The 22,966-nt window shown below is 70.3% G+C and carries 23 protein-coding genes and 1 riboswitch; of the genes, 12 read left to right on the forward strand and 11 right to left on the reverse strand.

Annotation, left to right across the window (positions count from 1 at the left end; translation table 11 throughout):
* Nucleotides 1–15: 15 nt before the first annotated feature.
* From macS to OG734_RS36350, 3 genes are all read left to right on the forward strand, one after another.
* Complete coding sequence (gene macS, locus OG734_RS36340) at nucleotides 16–1,278, forward strand: MacS family sensor histidine kinase (RefSeq protein WP_443064981.1); 1,263 nt, start codon at nucleotides 16–18, stop codon at nucleotides 1,276–1,278.
* Nucleotides 1,279–1,316: 38 nt separating this feature from the next.
* Nucleotides 1,317–2,006 carry a response regulator transcription factor gene (locus OG734_RS36345; RefSeq protein ID WP_330293919.1) on the forward strand — a complete coding sequence of 230 codons (690 nt, stop codon included), beginning with the start codon at nucleotides 1,317–1,319 and terminating at the stop codon, nucleotides 2,004–2,006.
* Nucleotides 2,007–2,119: 113 nt separating this feature from the next.
* Nucleotides 2,120–3,148: a 6-phosphofructokinase gene (locus tag OG734_RS36350; protein ID WP_330291665.1), complete on the forward strand. Its 1,029-nt coding sequence runs from the start codon at nucleotides 2,120–2,122 to the stop codon at nucleotides 3,146–3,148.
* Nucleotides 3,149–3,197: 49 nt separating this feature from the next.
* Here OG734_RS36350 and OG734_RS36355 read toward each other — a convergent pair whose 3' ends face one another.
* Nucleotides 3,198–5,069 carry an anthranilate synthase family protein gene (locus OG734_RS36355; protein ID WP_330291666.1) on the reverse strand — a complete coding sequence of 624 codons (1,872 nt, stop codon included), beginning with the start codon at nucleotides 5,067–5,069 and terminating at the stop codon, nucleotides 3,198–3,200.
* 334 nt (nucleotides 5,070–5,403) lie between these two features.
* On the opposite strand from OG734_RS36355, the gene OG734_RS36360 reads away from it, so the two are divergent.
* Together OG734_RS36360 and OG734_RS36365 are read left to right on the forward strand one after the other, a co-directional pair.
* The gene (locus OG734_RS36360; protein WP_330291667.1) at nucleotides 5,404–6,756 is read left to right on the forward strand and encodes a class II 3-deoxy-7-phosphoheptulonate synthase; all 1,353 of its coding nucleotides are present in this window, start codon (nucleotides 5,404–5,406) and stop codon (nucleotides 6,754–6,756) included.
* A gap of 173 nt (nucleotides 6,757–6,929) precedes the next feature.
* Nucleotides 6,930–7,169, forward strand: coding sequence for a (2Fe-2S)-binding protein (locus tag OG734_RS36365; RefSeq protein WP_330291668.1), 240 nt, complete (start codon nucleotides 6,930–6,932; stop codon nucleotides 7,167–7,169).
* Nucleotides 7,170–7,203: 34 nt separating this feature from the next.
* Here the strand turns inward: OG734_RS36365 and bfr are convergent, their stop codons facing one another.
* A complete protein-coding gene (bfr, locus tag OG734_RS36370; protein ID WP_330291669.1) occupies nucleotides 7,204–7,683 on the reverse strand; it encodes a bacterioferritin in 480 nt (159 codons plus the stop codon).
* Between the two features lie 185 nt (nucleotides 7,684–7,868).
* Between bfr and OG734_RS36375 the strand changes: the two genes are divergently transcribed.
* On the forward strand, nucleotides 7,869–8,516 hold the full coding sequence (locus OG734_RS36375; protein ID WP_330291670.1) for a sulfite oxidase-like oxidoreductase: 648 nt from the start codon (nucleotides 7,869–7,871) through the stop codon (nucleotides 8,514–8,516).
* Nucleotides 8,517–8,551: 35 nt separating this feature from the next.
* Here OG734_RS36375 and OG734_RS36380 read toward each other — a convergent pair whose 3' ends face one another.
* From OG734_RS36380 to thiO, 6 genes are all read right to left on the reverse strand, one after another.
* A complete protein-coding gene (locus tag OG734_RS36380; RefSeq protein ID WP_330291671.1) occupies nucleotides 8,552–9,025 on the reverse strand; it encodes a DUF4396 domain-containing protein in 474 nt (157 codons plus the stop codon).
* Nucleotides 9,026–9,120: 95 nt separating this feature from the next.
* Nucleotides 9,121–9,990, reverse strand: coding sequence for a deoxyribonuclease IV (locus OG734_RS36385; RefSeq protein ID WP_330291672.1), 870 nt, complete (start codon nucleotides 9,988–9,990; stop codon nucleotides 9,121–9,123).
* Nucleotides 9,991–10,067: 77 nt separating this feature from the next.
* A complete protein-coding gene (pknB, locus tag OG734_RS36390; RefSeq protein WP_330291673.1) occupies nucleotides 10,068–12,026 on the reverse strand; it encodes a Stk1 family PASTA domain-containing Ser/Thr kinase in 1,959 nt (652 codons plus the stop codon).
* Between the two features lie 210 nt (nucleotides 12,027–12,236).
* Nucleotides 12,237–13,031 carry a thiazole synthase gene (locus OG734_RS36395; RefSeq protein ID WP_330291674.1) on the reverse strand — a complete coding sequence of 265 codons (795 nt, stop codon included), beginning with the start codon at nucleotides 13,029–13,031 and terminating at the stop codon, nucleotides 12,237–12,239.
* A 3-nt stretch (nucleotides 13,032–13,034) separates the two neighbouring features.
* On the reverse strand, nucleotides 13,035–13,235 hold the full coding sequence (gene thiS / locus OG734_RS36400; protein ID WP_330293920.1) for a sulfur carrier protein ThiS: 201 nt from the start codon (nucleotides 13,233–13,235) through the stop codon (nucleotides 13,035–13,037).
* Nucleotides 13,236–13,243: 8 nt separating this feature from the next.
* Nucleotides 13,244–14,416 (reverse strand): glycine oxidase ThiO, encoded by a 1,173-nt coding sequence (gene thiO, locus OG734_RS36405; protein WP_330291675.1) that lies wholly within the window; start codon nucleotides 14,414–14,416, stop codon nucleotides 13,244–13,246.
* Nucleotides 14,414–14,526: riboswitch (TPP riboswitch) on the reverse strand. It overlaps the preceding gene by 3 nt.
* Nucleotides 14,527–14,577: 51 nt before the next feature.
* Here thiO and OG734_RS36410 point away from each other — a divergent pair.
* The 6 genes from OG734_RS36410 to OG734_RS36435 all read left to right on the forward strand — a co-directional run bounded on the left by OG734_RS36410 (nucleotide 14,578) and on the right by OG734_RS36435 (nucleotide 19,670).
* Entirely contained in the window at nucleotides 14,578–14,922 is a 345-nt protein-coding gene (locus OG734_RS36410; RefSeq protein ID WP_330291676.1) for a hypothetical protein, read from the forward strand.
* 122 nt (nucleotides 14,923–15,044) lie between these two features.
* The gene (locus tag OG734_RS36415) at nucleotides 15,045–16,229 is read left to right on the forward strand and encodes an NAD(P)/FAD-dependent oxidoreductase (RefSeq protein ID WP_330293921.1); all 1,185 of its coding nucleotides are present in this window, start codon (nucleotides 15,045–15,047) and stop codon (nucleotides 16,227–16,229) included.
* Nucleotides 16,230–16,314: 85 nt separating this feature from the next.
* Nucleotides 16,315–16,686 carry an Rv2175c family DNA-binding protein gene (locus OG734_RS36420; RefSeq protein ID WP_330291677.1) on the forward strand — a complete coding sequence of 124 codons (372 nt, stop codon included), beginning with the start codon at nucleotides 16,315–16,317 and terminating at the stop codon, nucleotides 16,684–16,686.
* 101 nt (nucleotides 16,687–16,787) lie between these two features.
* Nucleotides 16,788–17,474: a thiamine phosphate synthase gene (gene thiE, locus OG734_RS36425; protein ID WP_330291678.1), complete on the forward strand. Its 687-nt coding sequence runs from the start codon at nucleotides 16,788–16,790 to the stop codon at nucleotides 17,472–17,474.
* A gap of 130 nt (nucleotides 17,475–17,604) precedes the next feature.
* Nucleotides 17,605–18,528 carry a methylenetetrahydrofolate reductase [NAD(P)H] gene (gene metF / locus OG734_RS36430; protein WP_330291679.1) on the forward strand — a complete coding sequence of 308 codons (924 nt, stop codon included), beginning with the start codon at nucleotides 17,605–17,607 and terminating at the stop codon, nucleotides 18,526–18,528.
* Nucleotides 18,529–18,584: 56 nt separating this feature from the next.
* Nucleotides 18,585–19,670 (forward strand): SCO2102 family sporulation regulator, encoded by a 1,086-nt coding sequence (locus OG734_RS36435; protein ID WP_330291680.1) that lies wholly within the window; start codon nucleotides 18,585–18,587, stop codon nucleotides 19,668–19,670.
* Between the two features lie 31 nt (nucleotides 19,671–19,701).
* On the opposite strand, the gene OG734_RS36440 is transcribed toward OG734_RS36435, so the two are convergent.
* The 3 genes from OG734_RS36440 to OG734_RS36450 all read right to left on the reverse strand — a co-directional run bounded on the left by OG734_RS36440 (nucleotide 19,702) and on the right by OG734_RS36450 (nucleotide 22,930).
* Nucleotides 19,702–21,210: a phytoene desaturase family protein gene (locus OG734_RS36440; protein ID WP_330291681.1), complete on the reverse strand. Its 1,509-nt coding sequence runs from the start codon at nucleotides 21,208–21,210 to the stop codon at nucleotides 19,702–19,704.
* An 82-nt stretch (nucleotides 21,211–21,292) separates the two neighbouring features.
* A complete protein-coding gene (locus tag OG734_RS36445; RefSeq protein WP_330291682.1) occupies nucleotides 21,293–21,907 on the reverse strand; it encodes a DUF4126 domain-containing protein in 615 nt (204 codons plus the stop codon).
* Nucleotides 21,908–22,300: 393 nt separating this feature from the next.
* A complete protein-coding gene (locus tag OG734_RS36450) occupies nucleotides 22,301–22,930 on the reverse strand; it encodes a TetR/AcrR family transcriptional regulator (protein WP_330291683.1) in 630 nt (209 codons plus the stop codon).
* Nucleotides 22,931–22,966: the final 36 nt, after the last annotated feature.

Below are 22,966 nucleotides of genomic sequence, written 5' to 3' on the forward strand. Positions count from 1 at the left end.
GGATGGGCGGGGGACATGGCGGTACGTGAGAGAGCTGGACGTCCGAAGATCATGCGGATGTCGGTCGAGCAGCCGCTGTGGCGTGCGCTGGCCGGCTACCGGGTGCTCACGATGCTGTACGCGGTGGGGTTCTTCGCCACCGCCTACGACGGGTTCCGGCGTCCCTGGGTCGCCGTCGCCTACTACTGCGTCCTGTTCGTCTGGACCCTGGCCACCCTGCCCTGGGTCGCGAACGCGGCCAGCTGCACCAAGCGCTTCCTCGCCGCCGACCTCACGGTCGCCCTCACCGGCATCCTCCTCACGCCCCTCGCCGACACCCACGAACGCATCCAGTCGGGCGGCCCGACCCTGCCGTCGATATGGACCGCGGGCTCCGTGCTGGCCTTCGCGATCAAGGGCGGCTGGCGCTGGGCGGCCTTCGCCTCGACGCTGGTCGCCGCCGTGAACCTCGTCGAGCGAGGCACCCCGGCCCGCGACACCATCCACAACGTCATCCTGGTCTGGGTCGCCTCCATCGCCATCGGGTACGTCGTCGAGGTCGCCCGCGCCTCCGAGCGCACCCTCGCCCGCGCCCTGGAGATCGAGGCCGCGACCCGGGAACGGGAGCGCCTCGCCCGGGACATCCACGACAGCGTCCTCCAGGTACTGGCGATGGTGCAGCGACGCGGTGCCGTGCTCGGCGGCGAGGCGGGGGAACTGGGCCGGATGGCCGGCGAGCAGGAGGTCGCGCTGCGCGCCCTGGTCTCCGGCGGCCTCGTACCGGAGTCTCGGGAGCCGGACTACGGGGAGCACCAGGCGTCCGGGGCGGCCGGCACCGCCGTACGCACGGCGGGGGAGTCGGCGCCGGACTCGCCGGACCCGGTGGACCTGCGGACCCTGCTCGTCCCGTACGCCACCTCGACGATCACCCTCTCCGAGCCCGGCGCCCCCGTACCGCTCGCCAGGGCCGCCGCGAAGGAGCTGGCGGCCGCGGTCGGCGCCGCCCTGGACAACGTACGCAGGCATGCCGGGGAGGGGGCGCGGGCCTGGATCCTGGTCGAGGACGAGCCGGAATCCGTCGTCGTGACGGTGCGCGACGACGGGCCGGGCATCCCGGCGGGGCGGCTCGCGCAGGCCGAGGGCGAGGGGCGGCTCGGCGTGGCCCAGTCGATCCGCGGCCGACTGCGCGACCTCGGCGGTGACGCGGAAGTGATCTCGGTGCCGGGGCAGGGCACGGAGGTCGAGCTGACGGTACCGAAGGACACCAGACCGGCACGGGGGAAGACGGAGCGGCGATGACGGACACCGGGAACGAGAACGAGAACGGGCACGGGGACATGAGCGGGAACGCAGGAGAGAGTCAGGGGCCACTGAGGGTCATGGTCGTCGACGACCACCCCATGTGGCGTGACGCGGTCGCCCGGGACCTCGCCGAGTCCGGGTTCGACGTGGTCGCCACGGCGGGCGACGGCGAGCAGGCCGTACGCCGCGCCCGGGCCGTCACACCGGACGTCCTCGTGCTCGACCTCAACCTGCCCGCCAAACCCGGCGTCCAGGTGTGCAAGGAGGTCGTCGGGGCCAACCCCGCCCTGCGCGTCCTGGTCCTCTCGGCGAGCGGCGAGCACGCCGACGTCCTGGAGGCGGTGAAGTCGGGGGCGACCGGCTACCTGCTGAAGTCGGCCTCGACCGAGGAACTGATCGACGCGGTGCGCCGTACGGCGGTCGGCGACCCGGTGTTCACCCCGGGCCTGGCCGGTCTGGTCCTCGGCGAGTACCGTCGCCTGGCCTCCGAACCGGCCCCGGCCGCGGGCGCCGACGAACCCAAGGCCCCGCAGCTCACCGACCGCGAGACGGAGGTGCTGCGGCTGGTGGCCAAGGGCCTCAGCTACAAGCAGATCGCCGAACGCCTGGTGATCTCGCACCGCACGGTCCAGAACCACGTCCAGAACACCCTGGGCAAGCTGCAACTGCACAACAGGGTGGAACTGGTGCGGTACGCGATACAGCGCGGCCTGGACGACGAGTGAGAAGCGGTGAGTGGCAGTGAGAGGCAGTGGGAAGCCGTGAGGAGCCTCGACGCCGAGTGAGGCGCACGTCACACTGATCCTTCGTCAGGAACCCTCGGCGAAGGGACATTTCCATGCGCGTCGGAGTACTGACCGGGGGCGGCGACTGCCCCGGGCTCAACGCCGTCATCCGGGCCATCGTCCGCAAGGGCGTACAGGAGTACGGGTACGACTTCGTCGGCTTCCGGGACGGCTGGCGAGGTCCGCTGGAGGGCGCGAGTGTGCGCCTCGACATCCCCGCCGTGCGTGGCATCCTCCCGCGCGGCGGCACCATCCTCGGCTCCTCGCGGACCAACCCCCTCAAGCAGGAGAACGGCATCGCCCGCATCCGGGAGAACCTCGCCGCGCAGGAGGTCGACGCGCTCATCGCGATCGGCGGCGAGGACACCCTCGGAGTCGCGGCCCGGCTCACCGACGAGTACGGGATACCGGTCGTCGGCGTACCGAAGACGATCGACAACGACCTGTCCGCCACCGACTACACCTTCGGCTTCGACACCGCCGTCGGCATCGCGACGGAGGCGATAGACCGTCTGCACACCACCGCCGAATCGCACATGCGCGTCCTCGTCTGCGAGGTCATGGGCCGCCACGCCGGCTGGATCGCCATCCACTCCGGCCTGGCCGGCGGCGCCAACGTCATCCTCATCCCCGAACAGCGCTTCGATACTGAACAGGTGTGCGCCTGGGTGACCTCGCGCTTCAGCGCCTCGTACGCCCCGATCGTGGTGGTCGCGGAGGGCGCCATGCCCAAGGACGGCGACATGGTGCTGAAGGACCAGTCCCTCGACTCCTTCGGCCATGTGCGGCTGTCCGGCGTCGGTGAATGGCTGGCCAAGGAGATCGAGAAGCGGACAGGCAAGGAGGCGCGCACCACGGTGCTCGGCCATGTCCAGCGCGGCGGCACACCCAGCGCCTTCGACCGCTGGCTCGCCACCCGCTTCGGCCTGCACGCCATCGAGGCGGTCCGCGACGGCGACTTCGGCAAGATGGTCGCCCTGCGCGGCACGGACATCGTCCGCGTCCCGATCGCGGAGGCCACGGCAAAGCTGAAGACGGTCGACCCGAAGCTGTACGAGGAGGTCGGCGTCTTCTTCGGCTGACCTTCTCCTGCGAGGGGCGCCCGGCAACGAGCCCGGGCGCCCGCCCGCCTCACCCCAGGGTGGCCGCACCCCGCAGCCGCTCCATCAACTCCCGTACGACAGCGGCCCCGTTCAGCGTCAGCACCGACTCCGGGTGGAACTGCACACCGGCGAAACCATGCCCCCGCAGCGCATGTACCTCCCCGTTCGCGCTCCGGCTGACCTCGACCTCATGCGCCGCCAGCTCCCTGGACGCCTCGTCGTCGCAGTGCGCCACGAAACTGTTGTAGAAACCGACGGTCTCCGTCCGCCCGAACAGATCGATCTCCGTCTGCGCGCCCTGATACGGCACTTCCTTCCGTACGATCTCCAGCCCCAGCTCCGCCGCGATCAGTTCGTGCCCGAGGCAGACCCCGAGGACGCCGTGCCGGTGGTCCCGGACGACCTCGGCCGTCAGTTCGCGCAGGAACTGCATCTTCGGGTCGGTCAGGTCGCCCGGATCACCGGGGCCCGGCCCGAGAACCAGCGGCCCCTCGTGCCCTGCGACCGCCTCCCGCAGCCCCGGTTCGTCGTAGCGCCGCACGGTCACCTCAAGGCCCGACGAGCGCAGGACGTGCGCGAGCATCGCCGTGAAGGTGTCCTCGGCGTCGACGATCAGGGCGTGCCCGGTCAGCTCCGCTCCCTCTCTGGGGGCTTCCTGCATCCGCAGCCAGAACGGCGCCAGGGAGGCCCGCCGCCCGTCCAGCGCCGCCCGCACCCGTGGATCGTCCATGAGCCGCGGCCGTACGCCCGCCTCCCTGGCCCTCCCCGGTACGACACCCAGCGCCGCCAGCACCCCGGCCGCCTTGGCGTGGGTCTCGGCGACCTCACCCGCCGGGTCCGAGCCGCGGACGAGCGTGGCGCCGACCGGCACCCGCAGCCGTCCGTCCGGCGCGATGTCGGCGGTCCGGATGAGGATCGGCGAGTCGAGGGTCTGCGCCCCGCCCGCGTCCCGCCCGACGAGCGCCAACGCCCCCGCGTAATAACCGCGCCCACCGACCTCGTGCCGCTCGATCACCCGGCAGGCGTTCTGCACGGGCGACCCGGTCACGGTCGCCGCGAACATGGTCTCCTTCAGCACCTCCCGCACATCCAGTGAGGAGCGCCCCCGCAACTCGTACTCCGTGTGCGCGAGATGGGCCATCTCCTTCAGCCTCGGCCCCACCACGACCCCGCCCATGTCGCCGACGGTGCACATCATCTTGAGCTCCTCGTCGACGACCATCGACAGCTCCTCGATCTCCTTGCCGTCGGCGAGGAACGAGAGCAGGTGCTCGGGGGTCGGCCCCTCGGCCGGATAGCGGTACGTCCCGCTGATCGGGTTCATGACCACGGTCCCGCCGGACATCCGCACGTGCACCTCAGGACTGGCCCCGACCAGAGTGCGCTCACTTGTGTGCACGACGAACGTCCAGTACGCGCCCCGCTCCCCGACCAGCAGCCGCCGGAACAGCGCGAGGGCGTCGGCGCGTCCGAAGCCCGGGATCTCACCCTCGTACGTCCGCCGGATGACGAAGTTCGCCCCCTCGCCGCGCCCGATCTCCTCCCGCAGCACCCGCCCGACGATGTCCGCGTACTCCTCGTCCCCGACGTCGAAGCCACCGCCCTCGACCCGCACGTCATGCGCGGGAAGCCGGTCCAGCGCCTCCTCCAGCGGGAGTTCGTACGTCTCCTCGGGCGTGAGCACCGCCAGCGGTGTGCCGTCGTCGCGGACGTCGAAGCCGCGCTCACGGATCTGGCGGTAGGGGATGAGGGCGAGACCCTCGTCGGGGATGTCCGCGAGCCGGTCGTACGTGGTCACCGGGCCGAGCAGCAGTTCGACCATCTCGTGATTGTGGCCGGGGGTACGGCGGCGGAGCAGGGCGAACGGGCGGTTGTCGTGCAGGAGCCGGTCGAGTCGCATCGTTCCTCTTCCATCGATCGATGACTGGATCAGTGATCGGGAGGAACGGCCCGGCGCGGAAGTCCGCGGAAACACCGAAGGCCGCCCCTCGGGCGGCCTTCGCGAAGTCTTGCGTACGCGCAGTCAGTGGGCCGCCGAGTGAGCGGGCCACCACCAGTTCTGGTTCTGGGTCGAGTGCGCGAACATGCGACGGACCATACACCACAGGACACGGGCAGATCATGAACCGGCACATGGACCCGCCATTCCGCTCACCGGACCCGAACGAGCGAACCCCGTCTCACTTGATGAGCAGGCGGATGGACGCCCGACATGACCCCGTAATGTTGAGGTCGTGACCGTGAACGCTAAGACCAGCGCGAGCGCTGGCAACACCTGGCGAGACCTGCCCGCGGCGCAGCAGCCCGAGTACCCCGACACCGAGGCTCTGCGCGCAGTCGTTGCGGAGCTCGAGTCGTATCCCCCGCTTGTCTTCGCGGGCGAGTGCGATCAGCTGCGCGCCCGGATGGCGGCCGTCGCCAAGGGAGAGGCGTTCCTCCTCCAGGGCGGCGACTGCGCCGAGTCCTTCGATGCCGTCGGCGCCGAGCACATCCGCGCCAAACTGAAGACCCTCCTCCAGATGGGCGCCGTCCTCACGTACGCGGCCTCCGTGCCGGTCGTGAAGGTCGGCAGGATCGCCGGCCAGTACTCCAAGCCGCGCTCCAAGGGCACCGAGACCCGCGACGGCGTGACCCTGCCGACGTACCGCGGTGACTCGGTCAACGGCTTCGACTTCGACGAGGCGTCCCGTATCCCGGACCCCGAGCGACTGAAGCGGATGTACAACGCCTCCGCCTCCACGCTCAACCTGGTCCGCGCCTTCACCACCGGTGGGTACGCGGATCTGCGCCAGGTGCACGCCTGGAACCAGGACTTCGTGAAGTCGTCCCCGTCCGGCCAGCGGTACGAGCAGCTGGCCCGCGAGATCGACAACGCGCTGAACTTCATGCGTGCCTGCGGGACGGACCCGGCCGAGTTCCAGACGGTCGAGTTCTACTCCTCGCACGAGGCGCTGCTCCTGGACTACGAGTCGGCGCTGACCCGCGTCGACTCCCGCACCGGACGGCTGTACGACGTCTCGGCGCACATGGTGTGGATCGGTGAGCGCACCCGGCAGCTGGACGGCGCGCACATCGAGTTCGCCTCCCAGGTCCGCAACCCGATCGGCATCAAGCTCGGCCCGACGACGACGGCCGAGGAGGCGCTGCAGTACATCGAGCGCCTCGACCCGGACCGTGAGCCGGGCCGGCTGACCTTCATCGTCCGTATGGGCGCAGACAAGGTCCGCGACAAGCTGCCCGAGCTGGTCGAGAAGGTGACGGCGTCGGGTGCGACGGTGGCCTGGGTGACCGACCCGATGCATGGCAACACCTTCGAGGCGGCCTCCGGTCACAAGACCCGCCGTTTCGACGACGTGCTCGACGAGGTCAAGGGCTTCTTCGAGGTCCACAAGGAGCTGGGTACGCACCCCGGCGGTATCCATGTGGAGCTGACGGGCGACGACGTCACCGAGTGCGTGGGCGGCGGCGACGAGATCTTCGTCGACGACCTGCACCACCGCTACGAGACGGCCTGCGACCCCCGCCTCAACCGCAGCCAGTCGCTCGACCTGGCGTTCCTGGTCGCGGAGATGTACAGGGACCAGTAGTAGATCACCGGTTGTTCCGCCTATTACAGGCGGAAATATGGGGCGCGGATCACATACGATCCGCGCCCCACAGCACTTTTCGGGCACCCGGCAGACGGGTAAGGTTAGGTTTGCCTCACCGATCAAGCGGGCCTTGGTCTCGGTATGGCACGTCCTTTGGATCCCGTCGGGAGGTGACCCGCGTGTACGTCTGCAACTGCTTCGGAGTGACCGAGTCGCAGGTGAAGAAGCACGCGGCGGACGGCGCCTGCACCCCCCGTCAGATCGCGTCGGCCTGCAAGGCGGGCACGGACTGCGGCTCGTGCGTACGACGCATCCAGGCGCTGCTGGGCAGGGGCGCATACCCGACCCGTGGGCTCGCGGACGAGGGCAGTAGGCAAGTCCGGGCCGAACAGCTGGACGAGGCGGCCTGAGGCCTGGAGGCCGCTGCGCCCTGAAGGCCGGCTCTCAGCTCTCCGGCTGCTCGATGAGCTGCGCGATGTAGAGCGCCTCGCCGAGTTTCTCCACCAGTTCCAGCTGGGTGTCCAGGTAGTCGATGTGGTGCTCCTCGTCCGCGAGGATCGACTCGAAGATGTTCGCGGACGTGATGTCGCCCTTGCTGCGCATGACCTCGATCCCGCGCCTGAGGCGGTCGATCGCCTCGACCTCGACCTGCCGGTCCGCCTGGAACATCTCCGTGAGGGTCTGTCCCACCCGGACGTGGAAGAGCCGCTGATAGTTCGGCAGGCCGTCCAGGAACAGGATCCGGTCGGTGATGATCTCCGCGTGCTTCATCTCGTCGAACGACTCGTGCCGCGTGTACTTTGCGAGCTTCGTCCAGCCGAAGTTCTCCTGCATCTTCGCGTGCAGGAAGTACTGGTTGATCGCCGTGAGTTCGGCGGTCAGCTGCTCATTGAGGAATTCGATGACCTCGGGGTCGCCCTGCATCGCAGAGGCTCCTTCCAAGCGGGGGACTGGGGAGGTTGCCGCCGAATGATTTCATCGCCATCGAAGATCGTCCAGTAAGTGCGTACTTAGTAAGTAAGGGCATGCTTAGTCCAAGTTATCCGGACTTGGTGGAATCTGGTCGGGCCTGGTCATGCGCACTCTTCCTGGTCTGTCAGGATGGAGCCATGGGTCAGCCGGTGGAACGTGAATCGGGAGAGCGCGATTCAGGAGGTGCGGCGCAGCCCGAATTGCCGCCGGGGCAGCGTATGCAGCGCGGCTGGCCGGTCACCCATTACGGGCCGGTGCCCAAATTCCGCCCCGAGCGCTGGGAGTTCAGGGTTTTCGGTGCCACCGCCGACAGTGAGAAGCGCTGCTGGAACCATGAGGAGTTCACGGCCCTGCCGTATGTCTCCGTAGTGGCCGATCTGCACTGCGTCACGAAGTTCAGCATGCTGGGCGCCGAGTGGGGCGGAATTCCGGCGCGGACGATCCTTGAGGCCGCGCCGCCGGCGCCCGAAGTCACACACGTCATGGTCTGGGCGGAATACGGCTTCAGTTCGAATCTCCGACTGGCCGATTTCGCGTCCGGCGGCACGATCTTCGCCACCCACAAGGACGGCGAACTCCTCACCGCGGAACACGGCTTCCCGCTTCGGCTGGTGGTGCCCCACCTGTACGCCTGGAAGGGACCCAAGTGGGTGCGCGGGGTGGAGTACATGACCGCCGACCGCCGCGGGTTCTGGGAGGAACGCGGCTATCACAACGTCGGCGACCCCTGGCGCGAACAGCGCTACTCGTACCAGGAGGAGCCCGGGGACGGCCCCGAGCTCTGAGCTCCTGGGGTTACTGAGATCTTGGGTTGCTGGGGTCAGTGGTGGTACCGGTGCACCACCGCGTGGCCCTTGCCCCGGCCGATCGTCCACTTGTTGACCGGCGTGGTGATGACGAAGGCGACGGCCAGTGAGATCGCCAGCGCTCCCCAGAACAGCAGATCGTCCAGCTGGGCGTCCATCGCGCCCGGCCAGAGCACGATCACGCCGTTGTCGACCAGCTCCATCACGGCGATCGACAGGGTGTCCGCGGCCAGTGCGACCTGGACGGCCGTACGGAATCCGACGCCCGCCCTCAGGACTCCGCGCAGGGTGAGCGAGTAGCCGAAGAAGAACGCCAGGACGATCGCCAGCGCGGTGGTGGGCAGGTTCCCCCACCCCAGCGCTGTGCCGATGACCATGCCGAGCACCTCGCCGATGGCGCAGCCGGTGAGGCAGTGCAGGGTGGCCTGGACGGCCATGGCCCAGGTGGCGGCCGGCGTGTGCTGGTGTGCGTGTGTCTCGTGTTCCATGGGTGCCCCCGGTGTCACGTGGTCACGGTTTCCTGCACTCGCCAGCAATATACCCCCCAGGGGTATTCCTGAAGCGGATGCCGGGTCCTGATCCGCTACCCGTCCCGGAGTTTCTTCAGCCGCTCCACATCCGCCGCGTGCCCCTCCTTCCCGCCGGGCGTCTCGATGATCAGCGGTACGCCCTCGGTCGCGGGGTGGGTCATCAGCGCGCGGAACGGGTCCTCGCCGATATGACCCGCGCCGATGTTCTCGTGGCGGTCCTTGTGCGCGCCGACCACGTCCTTGGAGTCGTTGGCGTGGATCAGCTTCAGCCGCCCCTCGCCGACCGTGTCGACGAGCAGATCGAGGGTCTGGTGCATTCCGCTGGGCCCGGTCAGATCGTGCCCGGCCGCGAAGATGTGGCAGGTGTCGAGACAGACGCCCAGCTTCGGATGGGCGTCGAGCGCCTCGAAGTACGGCCCGAAGTCCCAGGTGCGCGAACAGAGGGAAGAGCCCTGCCCGGCGGTCGACTCGAGGAGCAGATGCGGGTCGTCGTCGTGGGTGAGCTCGTCGAGCAGCGGCAGCAGATGTTCCCGTACCTGTTTGAGGGCCACGGACCGGTCCCGCCCGCCGGTCGCGCTCCCGGTGTGCACCACCACGCCCAGCGCGCCGATCTCGCGTCCGCGCCGCAACGAGTGCCGCAGTGACTCCACCGACCGCTCGACGGTCGCCTCGGTGTGCGAGCCGAAGTTGATCAGGTACGGGGCATGGACGTACGCCGGGATCGAGCCGTCGGCACAGGCCGCGCGGAACTCCTCGTCCTGGCGGGGGTTGCCGACGGGCGTCGCCCAGCCGCGCGGGTTGGCGACGAAGACCTGCACGGTCTCGGCCAGGAGATCGCGGGCGTAGGACAGGCCGACGGAGTGGAGACCGCCGGCCACGGGAACATGGCCGCCGACGGGGTTGCGGAGCTGCTTGCTGGTCACCCTGTCAGGGTGACATGCGGCGCTCCGCGTCCCGTCGGCGGATGCCGATGGCCTGCGACTGCGACTGCCCGCCGGGGTCAGCGGATCGTGATGGTGATCGTCGACCCCTTGGCTGCGGTGTCACCGCCGTCGACGGACTGCTTCTTCACGGTGTCGCCGAAGAGCCCGAGGAGTCCCCGGTCCTCGTCGACCTTGAACCCGGCCCCCTCCAGAGCCGCCTTCGCGTCGTCGACGCTGTCGCCCACGACATCCGGGACCTCGATCATCTCGGGGCCCTTGGAGACCGTCAGCGTGACCGTGTCGCCCTGCTCGGCCTCGCTGCCGCCCTCGGGTGACTGGACGGCGACCTGCCCCTGCTCGAACTCGTCCGAGTTGACGGTCTTGGTGGCGACCTTGACCTTCAGCCCGGCCTGTTCCAGCTCGGCCTGCGCGTCGGCGAGGGTCGCGCCTGTGACGTCGGAGACTTCCACCGGGCTGCCCTTGCTGACGACGAGGGCGACCGCGGAACCAGCGCGCCGCTCGGTGCCGGGGTCCGGGCTGGTGCTGATCACGGAACCCCGGAGCACCTCCTCGCTGAACTCGCGGGTGACCATCCCGGGCTCCAGACCGTTCCGCTTCAGCAGCGCCCTGGCCTTGTCGAGGCGATAGCCCGAAAGCTGGGGCACCGGCACGGTCTCCGGCCCCATGGAGATGGTGAGCGTCACGGTGTCGTTGTCCCGGATGCGCTCGCCTACCTTCGGATCGGTACTGATGACGGTGCCGCGCGGCACCGTGTCGCTGTAGGCCGTCTTGGTCTTGCCGACTTCGAGCCCGGCGTTCGCCAATCGGGCCTCGGCCTTTGCCTGGGTCTGTGACAGTACGGCCGGGACCTGCGTGAACTGCCCGGAGTTGATGTACCAGACGCCCGCCCCCACACCGAGGACGAGCAGTACGGCGACAAGGATGGCGAGCGGCGTACGCCGTTTCCGGTCCCGCGCGGCACGCCGGGAGGGCGGGGCGGGCGCAGGGGGAGCGCCGACAGCTCCCAGCCGACTGGTCCGGTTCAACCGCCGCTCGTCGACCGGGGGTTCGTCCTCGTTGACGGGCAGGGGCCGCGGCACGGCCAGCGCGCGCGGGATGACGCTCGTCAAATCCTCGGCGTTGTCGTGCGCCGAGGCGACGGCCTGCGGCGGTACGGCGTCCAGCTGCTCGGCGTCGAGCGAGCCGCGTGTCTCCAGGACCTGCGCGAGCAGCGCCACGGCGTCGTACGGGCGGATGTCGGCGTTGCGCGCGGTGGCCGAGGCGACCAGCGCGTCCAGCTCGTAGGCCAGCCCCGGTACGAGGGCCGACGGCGGCGGCACGTCCTCGTGCAGGTGCTTGTAGAGCACCAGCGCGGGGGAGTCGCCGTAGTGCGGCTGGTCGCCGGTCAGCATCTCGTAGAGGACGATTCCGCAGGCGTACACATCGACCCGGGGGTCGGCGGTGCCGCTCTCGATCTGCTCGGGCGCGAGGTAGGAGACGGTGCCGAGGACGGCCCCCGTCGTGTTGGTGACCGTGTCCACGGCCCGCACGAGCCCGAAGTCGGCGACCTTGACCCGACCGTCGTCCCCTATCAGCACGTTCTCGGGCTTCATGTCGCGGTGCACGAACCCGGCCCGGTGCGCCGCCCCGAGCGCGGCGAGCACGGGCTCCAGGATGTCGAGCGCGGCCCGGGGCTGGAGCGCGCCGCGTTCACGGAGCACGTCACGCAGGGTGCAGCCGGCGATGTACTCCATGGCGAGATAGACGTACGACCCATCGGCGCCCTGGTCGAAGACCTGTACGACGTTGGGGTGCGCGAGCCGGGCCACGGACTTCGCTTCCCGGATGAACCGTTCGACGAAGGCCACGTCGGCCGCGAGCGAGGGATGCATCACCTTGAGGGCGAGCACGCGGTCGAGGCGGGTGTCCACGGCCCGGTAGACCGTGGCCATCCCGCCGACCGCGATCCGCGCGTCCACGCGATAGCGGCCGTCGAGCACCTGCCCGACGAGAGGGTCCTGAAGGGTCGTATCCACGCAGGTGAGTGTACGAGCCGCCGCTGACAAGCCCGCAGTTTCGGCCAGGAAAGCACAAGAAAGCAGCGGGACTGAAGCCGACCTGTGACGCAGATCGCAAACGGAGAGCCGCCTATGACGGCGAACCCCCACAGGAGAGCTTCCCTTGTCAACGGGCTGAAACGGGTGGTGCGTGGGTGGGAGATCAAAGGGCAGTGAAGCAGAGGGCACCTAGAAAGCAGGCCGTTCGGGATCCAACGCAGCCAGCCCGGCAGTAGGAGACGACGCCTCAGCAAAGTGCCGCCGAGGTATCCGACCCGCCCGGTAGGCCAACCTCCCCGCGTTCACCCCGCTCCGCATGGCGGCAGCCATCAGCACAGGCTCCTGCGCCCTGGTCACCGCCGACGCCAACATCACCCCCGCACACCCCAACTCCATCGCCAACGCCACATCCGACGCCGTCCCCGCCCCCGCATCCAGAATCACCGGCACACGCGCGTGCTCCACGATCAGCTGAAAGTTGTGCGGGTTGCGAATCCCCAGCCCCGACCCGATGGGCGACCCGAGCGGCATGACCGCGGCGCACCCCACGTCCTCCAGTTTCCGCGCCAGCACAGGATCGTCGTTCGTGTAGGGCAACACCGTGAACCCGTCCTCCACCAGCACCTCCGCCGCGTCCAGCAACTCGATGGGATCCGGCAGCAGCGTCCGCTCGTCGGCGATGACCTCCAGCTTCACCACATCCGTACCGAGTGCCTCCCGGGCCAGCCGGGCCGTCAGCACGGCCTCCCCGGCGGTGAAACACCCCGCGGTGTTGGGCAGCACCTGGATGCCGAGCCGTTCCAGCACCGACAGAACAGACCCGTGCACCGACGGATCGACGCGCCGCATCGCGACCGTCGTCAGCTCCGTGCCGGAGGCCACCAGCGCCCGCTCCAGCACATCGAGGCTGGGCGCACCCCCCGTACCCATGATCAGCCGGGACGTGAAGGTGGTACCACCGAGGACAAAGGGATCGTCGGCCATGGTTCAGCCTCCTTGGACGGCGGTGAGGACCTCGACACGGTCCCCCTCGGAGAGAGGGGTCGACGACCACCGCGCGCGCGGGACGACGGTTTCGTTGAGCGCGGCGGCCACCCCGGAGGGCGCCGCGGTGAGGGACTTCACCAGAGCGTCGAGCACGGTGCCCTGGGAGACCTCGCGCTGCCGGCCGTTGACCAGGATGTTCAAGTGATGGCTCATACGAACTGCACCGTGCTCATGGCGCTTATGGCGTCGAACCGCCGAGGTGTGAAGGCCCGGGCCTCGTCCGGCAGTTCACCGGTGGCCAGAACAGTGGCCATGGCATCTCCCGTGACCGGCGTCAGCAGCACCCCGTTCCGGTAGTGGCCGGTGGCCACCAACAGCCCCTCCAGCGCCGTCGGGCCGAGCAACGGCGCGTTGTCGGGGGACCCGGGGCGCAGTCCCGCCCGCGTCTCCGTCAACGGCAGCTCGGTGATCCCGGGAACGAGTTCGTGGGCGTCGCGCAGCAACTCGTACACGCCGCCCGCCGTGACCGTCGTGTCCCAGCCCAGCTCCTCGCTGGTCGCCCCGACGACCAGCTCACCGTTCTCACGCGGCACCAGATAGACCTGGCTGCCGCGCACCACGGCCCGCACGGTCCGGCTCAGGAACGGCGCGTACCGCTTCGGCACGGTCACCCGCAACACCTGCCCCTTGACGGGCCGTACGGGCGGCAGCACGGCCTCAGGGACCCCCGCGAGCCGTCCGCTGAGGCTGCCCCCGGCCAGCACGATCGACCCGGCGGCCAGTTCGTCGCCGTCCGAGTCCGTGACCGCCACGGCTCGCCCCCGCCGTACGTCGAGCCGCTCGGCCCACGTCCGGCGCAGCACCACCCCCGCCCGCTCGCACGCGTCCACCAGCGCCCCGGCCAGCCGCCGCGGATCGATCTGGTGGTCGCCGTCCACCCGCAGCCCCCCGCGCACGCCCGGCGCGAGCATCGGTTCCAGGCGCCGGCATTCGCGCCCCGAGAGCCACTCCGACTCCAGGCCCGACCGCTGTTGCAGGGCGTGCAGCTCGCGCAGCTCGGCGCGGTCGTCGGCGTCGAGTGCGACGGCGAGGGTGCCGCAGCGGCGGTAGCCGAGGTCGTGGCCGGTCAGTTCGGTGAGTTCGGCCACGAAGTCCGGGTAGCGGCGGGCCGACTCCAGGTTCAGCCCCAGCAGGGTCTGCTCGCCGTGGTGCAGTTCCGTGACGGCGGCCAGCATCCCGGCCGCCACCTGGGCGGCCCCGCCGCCCGGCACGGGATCCACGACGGTCGTGGCGAGCCCGCGCTGCGCGGCCCGCCAGGCCGTCACCAGCCCGATGATCCCGCCTCCGACGACAACGACGTCCGAAGTGTGCGTACGCGACATGGGCGTCCAGCCCCTCCCTTCGCCGGCATGACCCGGATCAGGTTCGTACGGTCGGAGGCCGTCCAGCCTCCCTCTCAGCCCGGTGCGTCCGGGCTCCCGCGAGTGCTTACGCTGGTCAGCCTAGCCCGCAGAGCAACGCCCATGTAAGGGAGCCTCCGCCCATGCCCCGCTCGCTGGACGGCCTCGTCCTCGCCCCCGTCGTGGATCAGGCCCCGGGCCAGGTGGGGACGCGCACCCGGTTCACCTACCACGAGCAGGACGGCGAGATCTGGGCCGAGTACGCGGGCGGGGATGTCGTACGCGGCCGTCTCGTGGGTACGCGGGAAGGTGACCGTCTCGACTTCCGGTACGTGCAGCTGAAGCACGACGGGACGACGTCCTCGGGCCATTGTGTGTCCGAAGTGACCGAACTGCCGGACGGGCGGCTGCGGTTGGCGGAGGCCTGGGAGTGGGAGTCGCAGCCGGGCAGCGGGACGAGTGTCGTGGAACAGGTGGGTGTGCAGTAGGTCACTGACCGCGCCCACTGACTGACAATTTGTCAATTGTCTATGGTGATCGAGTGAGCGAGCAGACGCAGGCCGAGCGGACGCAGGCACAGGGCACACAGGGCGTGTCGCAGCCGCGGCGCGTGGTCGTCGTGGGTGCGGGCATGGCCGGGGTGCAGACCGCGGTCGCCCTGCGGGAGCAGGGGTTCACCGGCACCGTGACCATGCTCGGCGCGGAACCCCATCAGCCGTACGACCGGCCGCCGCTGTCCAAGGCCGTGCTGCTCGGCAAGGCGGAGGGCTCCGCCTTCGACGTCGACTTCGAGGCCCTCGGTATCGAACTGCTGCTCGGGTGCGAGGTGCTGGGCGTCCGCGGCGCCGAACACGAGCTGGACACCGCCGAGGGGCCCGTCCCGTACGACGTCCTGGTCCTCGCGACCGGCGCCGAACCGATCCGGCTGCCGGGCACCGAGGGCGTACCCGGTGTGCATCTGCTGCGCACCCTGGACGACGCCGAACGGCTGCGACCCGTACTCGCTCGCCAGCACGACATCGTGGTCGTCGGGGCCGGCTGGATCGGCGCCGAGTTCGCCACTGCCGCGCGCGAGGCCGGCTGTGCGGTCACTGTCGTCGAGGCCGCCGGCCGGCCGCTCGCAGGCGCTCTGCCCGCCGAGGTGGCCGCGCCGATGGCCGCCTGGTACGCCGACAGCGGCGCCTCGTTGCGCACCCACGCGCGCGTGGCCCGCGTCGAGCCCGGCGCGGTGGTGCTCGACGACGGCTCGCGGCTGCCCGCCGGCGCCGTCGTGGTCGGCATCGGGGCCCGCCCGGCCACGGCCTGGCTGGCGGACTCGGGGATCGCCCTGGGTGACCACCGGGAGGTCGTCGCCGACGACCACCTGCGCACCTCCGCGGCGGACGTCTACGCGGTCGGCGACTGCGCCTCCTTCCCTTCGGGAAGGTACGGCCGGCGCCTTCTGGTCCACCACTGGGACAACGCCCTCCAGGGGCCCCGTACGGTCGCCGCGAACATCATCGGGGAGTCCCCGGCGGTCTACGACCCGGTCCCGTACTTCTGGTCGGAGCAGTTCGGCCGCTTCGTCCAGTACGTCGGCCACCACCAGTCCGCCGACACCACCCTGTGGCGCGGTGACCCGTCCGGGCCCGCCTGGACGGTCTGCTGGCTGCGGGAGGGCCGCCTGGTGGCCCTGCTGGCCGTGGGCCGCCCCCGTGACCTGGCCCAGGGGCGCCGCCTGGTCGAGGCGGGCACCCTGATGGACGCCGAGGCGCTGACGGACCCCTCCCGGCCACTGAAGGCGGCCACGGCATAGCCTGACGCGGCTCGACACCACCGCAACGGCGCAGGTCGGAGGGGCCCGGCTTCCGACTGTCAGTGCGGGATGGCAGGCTTGTCCCGTGACCGAGATTGACGCAAAGATCGATGCTCTCGTCCCCGCCTGGCTCACCCTCCCCGACATCGCCGAAGTGTTCGATGTCGAGGTGACACGCGTCCGGCAGTTGGTCAGGGAAGGCCAGCTGATCGCCGTACGCCGTGGTGAGAACCGTGCGCTGCACGTCCCCGCCGCCTTTATCGACGGGGTCGAGCAGAAGGTCGTCAAGGGCCTGACCGGCACCTTGACGCTCCTGAGGGACGACGGCTTCTCCGACGAAGAGATGCTGGAGTGGCTCTTCACTCCCGACCCGAGCCTGCCCGGTACCCCCGCGCAGGCCCTCGCCGAGAATCGCGGCACGGAGGTGAAGCGTCGCGCCCAGGCGCTCGCCGTCTGATCCGACCAGCCGTTGGTGTGCGGGCCGCGGTCCGCACACCGCCACACAGGGGCGCGCCCGGGGAGAACACCCCATGGGCGCGTCCATGGGGGGACACACGTATGCCCGAGACGACCGACTCCGTGCCCGGGGCGACCGTCGGCGCCGGCACTGCCCGCGCCCGGCTGGCCGACGCCCGGGTCTACCTCTGCACGGACGCCCGCCGACGGCAGGGTGACCTCGCCGAGTTCCTGGACACCGTTCTGGCGGGCGGGGTCGACATCGTGCAACTGCGCGACAAGGGCATGGAGGCGGCCGAGGAACTGGACCACCTCCAGGTCTTCGCCGACGCCTGCGCCCGGCACGGCAAGCTCCTCGCGGTCAACGACCGCGCGGACGTCGCCCATGCGGCCCGTGCCGACGTACTGCACCTCGGCCAGGGCGACCTGCCCGTCCCGGCGGCCCGCGCGATCCTCGGCCCGGACGTGCTCATCGGCCGCTCCACACACGCCGAACCGGAGGCCGCGGCAGCCGCCGTCCAGGCGGGCGTCGACTACTTCTGTACGGGCCCCTGCTGGCCGACCCCCACCAAGCCCGGCCGCCACGCGCCCGGCCTCGACCTGGTCCGGTACACGGCCGGGCTCGCCACCGGGCGCCCCTGGTTCGCCATCGGCGGCATCGACCTGGGCAACCTGGACGAGGCGCTGGCGGCGGGCGCCCGCCGGGTTGTCGTCGTACGGGCGATAACGAAGGCCGACGACCCGGGCGCGGCGGCGGCGGAGTTCGCCAAGCGGCTGCGTTCCCTGTAACCGGGCACCGGAGATCCCTGAGGTCCAGGTGCCCGCGTCCAGTGTCCGAGGCGTGGACAACAAGTCGACAATCCGGGCAAATTTCCGCCATCCGGTTGGGAGACCGCCGCCCCCTGACTAACCTGCGGGTATGGCCCTAGGAACCGCGTCCACCAGGACTGACCGCGCACGCACCGTGCGTGACATGCTCGCGACCGGCAAGACCACGTATTCCTTCGAGTTCTCCGCGCCGAAGACTCCCAAGGGCGAGCGGAACCTGTGGAACGCGCTCCGGAGGGTCGAGGCGGTCGCACCGGACTTCGTGTCCGTGACGTACGGCGCCGGCGGGTCGACGCGCGCGGGCACGGTCAAGGAGACCCAGCAGATCGTCTCCGACACGACGCTCACCCCGGTGGCCCACCTCACCGCGGTCAACCACTCCGTCGCCGAACTGCGCAACATCATCGGCCAGTACGCCGACGCGGGCATCCGTAACATCCTGGCCGTGCGCGGGGACCCGCCCGGCGATCCGATGGCCGAGTGGGTACCGCACCCGAGCGGTCTGACGTACGCCGCCGAACTCGTCCGGCTCATCAAGGAGTCGGGCGACTTCTGCGTAGGCGTCGCCGCCTTCCCGGAGACCCACCCGCGCTCTCCCGACCAGGACGCGGACGTCACCCACTTCGTCGACAAGTGCCGGGCCGGCGCGGACTACGCGATCACCCAGATGTTCTTCCACCCGGAGTCGTATCTGCGGCTGCGGGACGCGGTCGCGGCGGCGGGCTGCCCGACCCCGGTCATCCCCGAGGTCATCCCCGTGACCAGCGTGCGGATGCTGGAGCGGTTGCCGCAGCTCAGCAACGCGGCCATCCCCTCCACCCTTAAAGAGCGGATCCTCACAGCCAAAGACGACGCGGCGGCTGTACGCTCCATTGGCATCGAGTTCGCCACGGAGTTCTGCGCGCGACTGCTGGCCGAGGGAATCCCCGGACTGCACTTCATTACGCTGAACAACTCCACGGCATCGCTGGAAATCTACGAGAACCTGGGTCTGCACCACCCACAGCGGGCCTAGACCGGCCGCGCGGGCGTACGACACACTGCGTAGCGGCCACTGGGAGAGGGGCGTACATGGGCTGGACGGTCCTCTACATCGCGTTTGGCATCGTCGCGCTGTGGCTACTCGGAGAGGTTCTGCTGCAGTACAAGGCGCGGCTGCGCTGGCGGCTGCTGGCCTTCGGCGGCTTCCTCGGCGTGGTCCTCGGCGTGCTCATCCCGAATGTGTTGGTCATCGGCCTGGGCGCCGCGGCCTTCGCGGTCGGGCAGACGTACGTCACCCTGTCGTTCCGCAGCGGCTTCTCGGCCGGTTGGGCCGTCGCGGGCCGCTCGGGCTTCCTCTCGCGGTTCGGCAAGAAGGGCCGCCGAGGCGAAGGGGAGCATCAGGACCCGACGCTGGAGGTCTCCGACCTGGAGGCCGCCGAGGGCGCGTACGGCCAGGGCAACGGCGCAGACGCGTACTTCGGTGACTTCGGCCACAGCCCCGCCGACGGTGTCGGCAACGACGCCTACGGCACCGGTGCCGGAACGTACCAGCAGGGCGACGACTTCGACCGTGACTACGACCGGGACGACGTCTTCACCCCCGCCCGTTCCGTCCGGCCCACGGAGGCCGAGAGCACGGCCGTCTACGAACCGCAGCCCATCCCCGACGACACCGGCTCGTATGGCATATACAGCGACGCCGCATACGCGGCGGCGACCGGCCAGGACCAGTCCTACGCGGGCGCGGGCCAGGACCAGTCGTACGCGGCAGCGGCCCAGAACGGCGACCAGACCTACGGGTACGACGGTTACACCGGCTACGACCAGCAGCAGTACGGCTACGACGCCTCGGGCCAGCAGCAGTACGCCGCCTACTCGGACCCGTACATCGGACAGGGCTACGGCGGTACCTCGTACGACTCCGGATACGACCAGCAGCAGTACGGTCAGCAGGGCTACGGCCAGGAGCAGTACGGCAACGCCGGCTACGGCGAGACCCCGGCGAGCGGTGTCTGGGTCCCGCAGCAGCGCAACACCGACGACCCGTTCTTCGGCGGTGAACTCCCGCCGGAGCAGCAGTATCCCTACCAGGACGACGGCAATGGCCAGGGCACGGCCAACGGCAACGGGCAGGTGCCCGGGAACGGGTTCGACGAACAGCAGTACCGCTTCTGAGGCCTGCTGCCCCGCCCGGGCGCCCGGGGATTCACTGCGAGCCCCGGAAGCCCGGCCCCTCCACGATCAGCCCGGCGACCAGCGCACCCGACATGCCCGCGTGCGCAAGCCCGCCCCCAGGGTGCGACCAGCCGCCCACGCGATAGAGCCCCGGCAGCCGGGTGCTGTTGGCAGGATGCAGGAAGCCGCCTTTCCCGCCCGCGAGCGAGGGCGCCGACACACCCCCGAGGAAGGCGCCCGTCTCGTCCCCGGCGTTTCCGGGCGTCCGTATCTCCCGCCACAGGACCCGCTCGCGCAGTCCGGGAACCGCAGCCCCTGCCGCGCCGACCATGAGTTCAGCGAACCGTTCCACCGGGCCGTCCGCTGCCCAGTCACCCTTGGGCGGTGCCACCGCCGTCAGGACCACGGACTCGTGCTCCTCGTCGGGCCGCAGCGCGGGATCGTTCGGCCGCAGCACGGTCACCGTGGGCTGCGCCGGGCCGTCTCCCTCCCCGCTCACCCAGTTCAACTCGGCCTCCCGGTCCGGCGCGTGCACGACCGTGCGATGCGCGGCACCCGCCTCACGGGCCCCGCGCAGGGCCAGCAGTACGGTGAACCGGCCCGGCGACGGCGACGACGCATCGGGAAACACGTCACCGTCCTCGTCGAGCGCGTGCTCCGTCAGCCCCTTCAGCCGTACGGGATCCACGCCCGCCACGACCTGGTCGGCCTCCACGACGGTCCCGTCAGCCAGCTCCAGCCCCGCCGCCCGGCCGTCCTTCTCGACGATCCCCGAGACCTCGGCGCCGAAGACGAACTCGACCCGCCGGGCCACGCACCGCTCGTACACCGCACGCGCCAACTCCCGGATGCCGCCCCGGACATACCAGGTGCCGAAGGCGTGCTCCATGTACGGCAGCACGGCCGCGCTCGCCGGAACGACCCGGGGATCGAGGCCGTATGCCAGGGCATGGCTCTCCAGGAGGGCGGCCAGACGTGGGTCGCGCAGCTCCCAGGCGGCGACCTCGGCGAGCGTGCCGGCCCGACGGGTGCGCAGCAGCCGCTTGTGGGGGACCGCCGGATAGGGCTCCCGCTCGGCCAGCACCTGCCAGTCGGTCCACAGGGGCTCCTCCAGGAGCGGTCTGCGGGTGCGGTCCCAGGCCTCGCGGGCCCTGACCAGGAACTCGCCCCAGCGGTCACCCGCCCCGGCCCCGAGAGCAGTCTCCAGGGCCCGGACGACGCCCGCGCGGGACGCGTTCGGCAGGGCGACCTCCGTGCCGTCCGGGAAGACGTGCCGCGAGGACGGGTCGACCTGGACCAGCTCGACGCACTCCTCCAGGGACTGCTTGCCGGTCTTGACGAACAGGTCGCGGTAGACCGCGGGCAGGGTGAGCAGCCCGGGGCCCGTGTCGAACGAGAACCCGTCGCGTTCGAAGCGGCGCACCGCCCCGCCGTACGTCTCCCCACGCTCGTACACCGCCACCCGGTGGCCCGCGACGGCCAGCCGGGCAGCGGCCGCCATCGCGCCCATGCCGGCGCCGATCACCGCAATCCGTGCCATGTCAGGGACTTTATCGGCCCCCACTGACAGTCCGGCCACGGGCCTGTGACCAGGGAGTTCGTGGGATTGTGGGCAACCCGACTCAGCCCGGGGGCCATCCGGTCTGGACGGTGAACCGTTTCTCCTCGCGCCGCTGGGCCCGGCGCCGCAGGAAGCGTCTGATCCGGGAGACCAGGAAGTACAGCAGGAGCAGCCCGGTGAGTAGCAGCGTGCCCGCGATGATCGCCGCCGCCTCCGGGTGGAACATCGCGAACGTCACGATGCCGGCGACCCCGAGATCCTCGGCGAAGCTCACGATCACGTTGCTGAACGGCTCCGGCGAGGTGTTGACGGCCATCCGCGTCCCGGCCTTGACCGCATGGCTGGCCAGCGCCGTCGAACCGCCGATCGCGCCCGCCGCCAGATCGGACAGCGAACCGCTCTGCCCGGCCAGCAGCGCTCCGACGACGGCCCCGGAGACCGGCCGGATCACCGTGTGCACCGCGTCCCACACCGAGTCCACGTACGGGATCTTGTCGGCGACCGCCTCGCACAGGAACAGCACGCCCGCCGCGACGAGCACCTCGGGGCGCTGCAGCGACTCGGGGACCTCGTCGCTCAGCCCGGTCGCGCCGAAGACGCCGAGGAGCAGCACCACCGCGTAGGCGTTGATACCGCTGGCCCAGCCGCTGGTGAAGACCAAAGGGAGTACCGACACGGACGCGATGGTAACCAGTCGGCAACGGCGCGTCCTGGGGTTGAGTGCGCAGGGCTGAGTACACGTACCTAGGGCGAGAGATGAGTAGCCGCACGGATGGGCTGCGACCTGCGCGAACGAGAGAGTGGAGCCACGGAAAAGGGCACGGCTCCGGTACCGCCGACACGGGGCGGCGGAACGGTGCCGAGGCCCTGGACCGCTCCTTCCGCCGATCCGTCGGCGGGAGCGAGGCACCGGGGGACCCGGGGGAACGACCGCACGGGGGTACGGGGGTACGGGGGAGCAGGAAGGGAGCGCCGGTTCGAGGTGGCCCGCGGGGGACGCGGCCACATCGGACCGGCGCTTTCCTGTGCGTCCGCGCTTTCCTGTGCGTCCGCGTCCGGATCCGCTCGCTCAGCGGTTGCCGCCCACCCGTCCCTGGAGCAGTCGGGACAGCGCCGAGTGGACGTCGTCCAGGGAGCGTTCCGGCTGGAAGGACTGCCAGTCCAGGGCGGCGACCAGGACCATGCCGACCAGGGCCGCCGCGGTCAGCGGGATGTCGATCTCGTCGCTGAGCTCGCCGCTCGCCACGGCCTCGCGCAGGACGTCCTCGATGACCGCAACCGCCTGCTGTCTGACCACCATCAGGGTGGACTGCCAGGCCCGGTTGGTGCGCCACAACTCGGCCACGTACAGCTGGGTGAACGCCGGGTAGCGGCTGATGAAGACGAGTCCGGCCCGGACCATCGCGTCCAGGGCGTCGATCTTCGTGCCGCCGTCCCGGGCGGTCTGCTCGGCCGCCTCCCGAAGGGAGGCGGTGAGGAGTTCCACACCGTGCCGCAGCAACTCCTCGAAGAGGACGGACTTGCTCGCGAAGTTGTAGTAGACCGTGCCCTTGGCGACGCCGGCCCGCTCGGCGATCTCGTCCACCGTGGTGGCGGAGAAGCCCTGTTCGGCGATGAGCGTGACGGCGGCCTCGTAGAGCTTCTGCCGGGTGGCCTCGCGGCGCGTACCGCCGCCCGACGGGGTCCTGCTGTGTTCCATGGCCCCGATTCTCACAGGAACGCCGGGCACACGCTG

It is taken from the genome of Streptomyces sp. NBC_00576 (assembly GCF_036345175.1).
In the GTDB taxonomy this organism is placed as follows: domain Bacteria; phylum Actinomycetota; class Actinomycetes; order Streptomycetales; family Streptomycetaceae; genus Streptomyces.

Excerpts from the sequence above, each read along its gene's own strand:
- macS (WP_443064981.1), top strand. The coding sequence starts at position 16 with ATGGCGGTACGTGAGAGAGCTGGACGTCCGAAGATCATGCGGATGTCG.
- OG734_RS36345 (WP_330293919.1), top strand. The coding sequence starts at position 1,317 with ATGAGCGGGAACGCAGGAGAGAGTCAGGGGCCACTGAGGGTCATGGTC.
- OG734_RS36350 (WP_330291665.1), top strand. The coding sequence starts at position 2,120 with ATGCGCGTCGGAGTACTGACCGGGGGCGGCGACTGCCCCGGGCTCAAC.
- OG734_RS36355 (WP_330291666.1), bottom strand. The coding sequence starts at position 5,069 with ATGCGACTCGACCGGCTCCTGCACGACAACCGCCCGTTCGCCCTGCTC.
- bfr (WP_330291669.1), bottom strand. The coding sequence starts at position 7,683 with ATGCAGGGCGACCCCGAGGTCATCGAATTCCTCAATGAGCAGCTGACC.
- OG734_RS36375 (WP_330291670.1), top strand. The coding sequence starts at position 7,869 with ATGGGTCAGCCGGTGGAACGTGAATCGGGAGAGCGCGATTCAGGAGGT.
- OG734_RS36380 (WP_330291671.1), bottom strand. The coding sequence starts at position 9,025 with ATGGAACACGAGACACACGCACACCAGCACACGCCGGCCGCCACCTGG.
- OG734_RS36395 (WP_330291674.1), bottom strand. The coding sequence starts at position 13,031 with ATGGCCGACGATCCCTTTGTCCTCGGTGGTACCACCTTCACGTCCCGG.
- thiO (WP_330291675.1), bottom strand. The coding sequence starts at position 14,416 with ATGTCGCGTACGCACACTTCGGACGTCGTTGTCGTCGGAGGCGGGATC.
- OG734_RS36410 (WP_330291676.1), top strand. The coding sequence starts at position 14,578 with ATGCCCCGCTCGCTGGACGGCCTCGTCCTCGCCCCCGTCGTGGATCAG.
- thiE (WP_330291678.1), top strand. The coding sequence starts at position 16,788 with ATGCCCGAGACGACCGACTCCGTGCCCGGGGCGACCGTCGGCGCCGGC.
- metF (WP_330291679.1), top strand. The coding sequence starts at position 17,605 with ATGGCCCTAGGAACCGCGTCCACCAGGACTGACCGCGCACGCACCGTG.
- OG734_RS36435 (WP_330291680.1), top strand. The coding sequence starts at position 18,585 with ATGGGCTGGACGGTCCTCTACATCGCGTTTGGCATCGTCGCGCTGTGG.
- OG734_RS36440 (WP_330291681.1), bottom strand. The coding sequence starts at position 21,210 with ATGGCACGGATTGCGGTGATCGGCGCCGGCATGGGCGCGATGGCGGCC.
- OG734_RS36450 (WP_330291683.1), bottom strand. The coding sequence starts at position 22,930 with ATGGAACACAGCAGGACCCCGTCGGGCGGCGGTACGCGCCGCGAGGCC.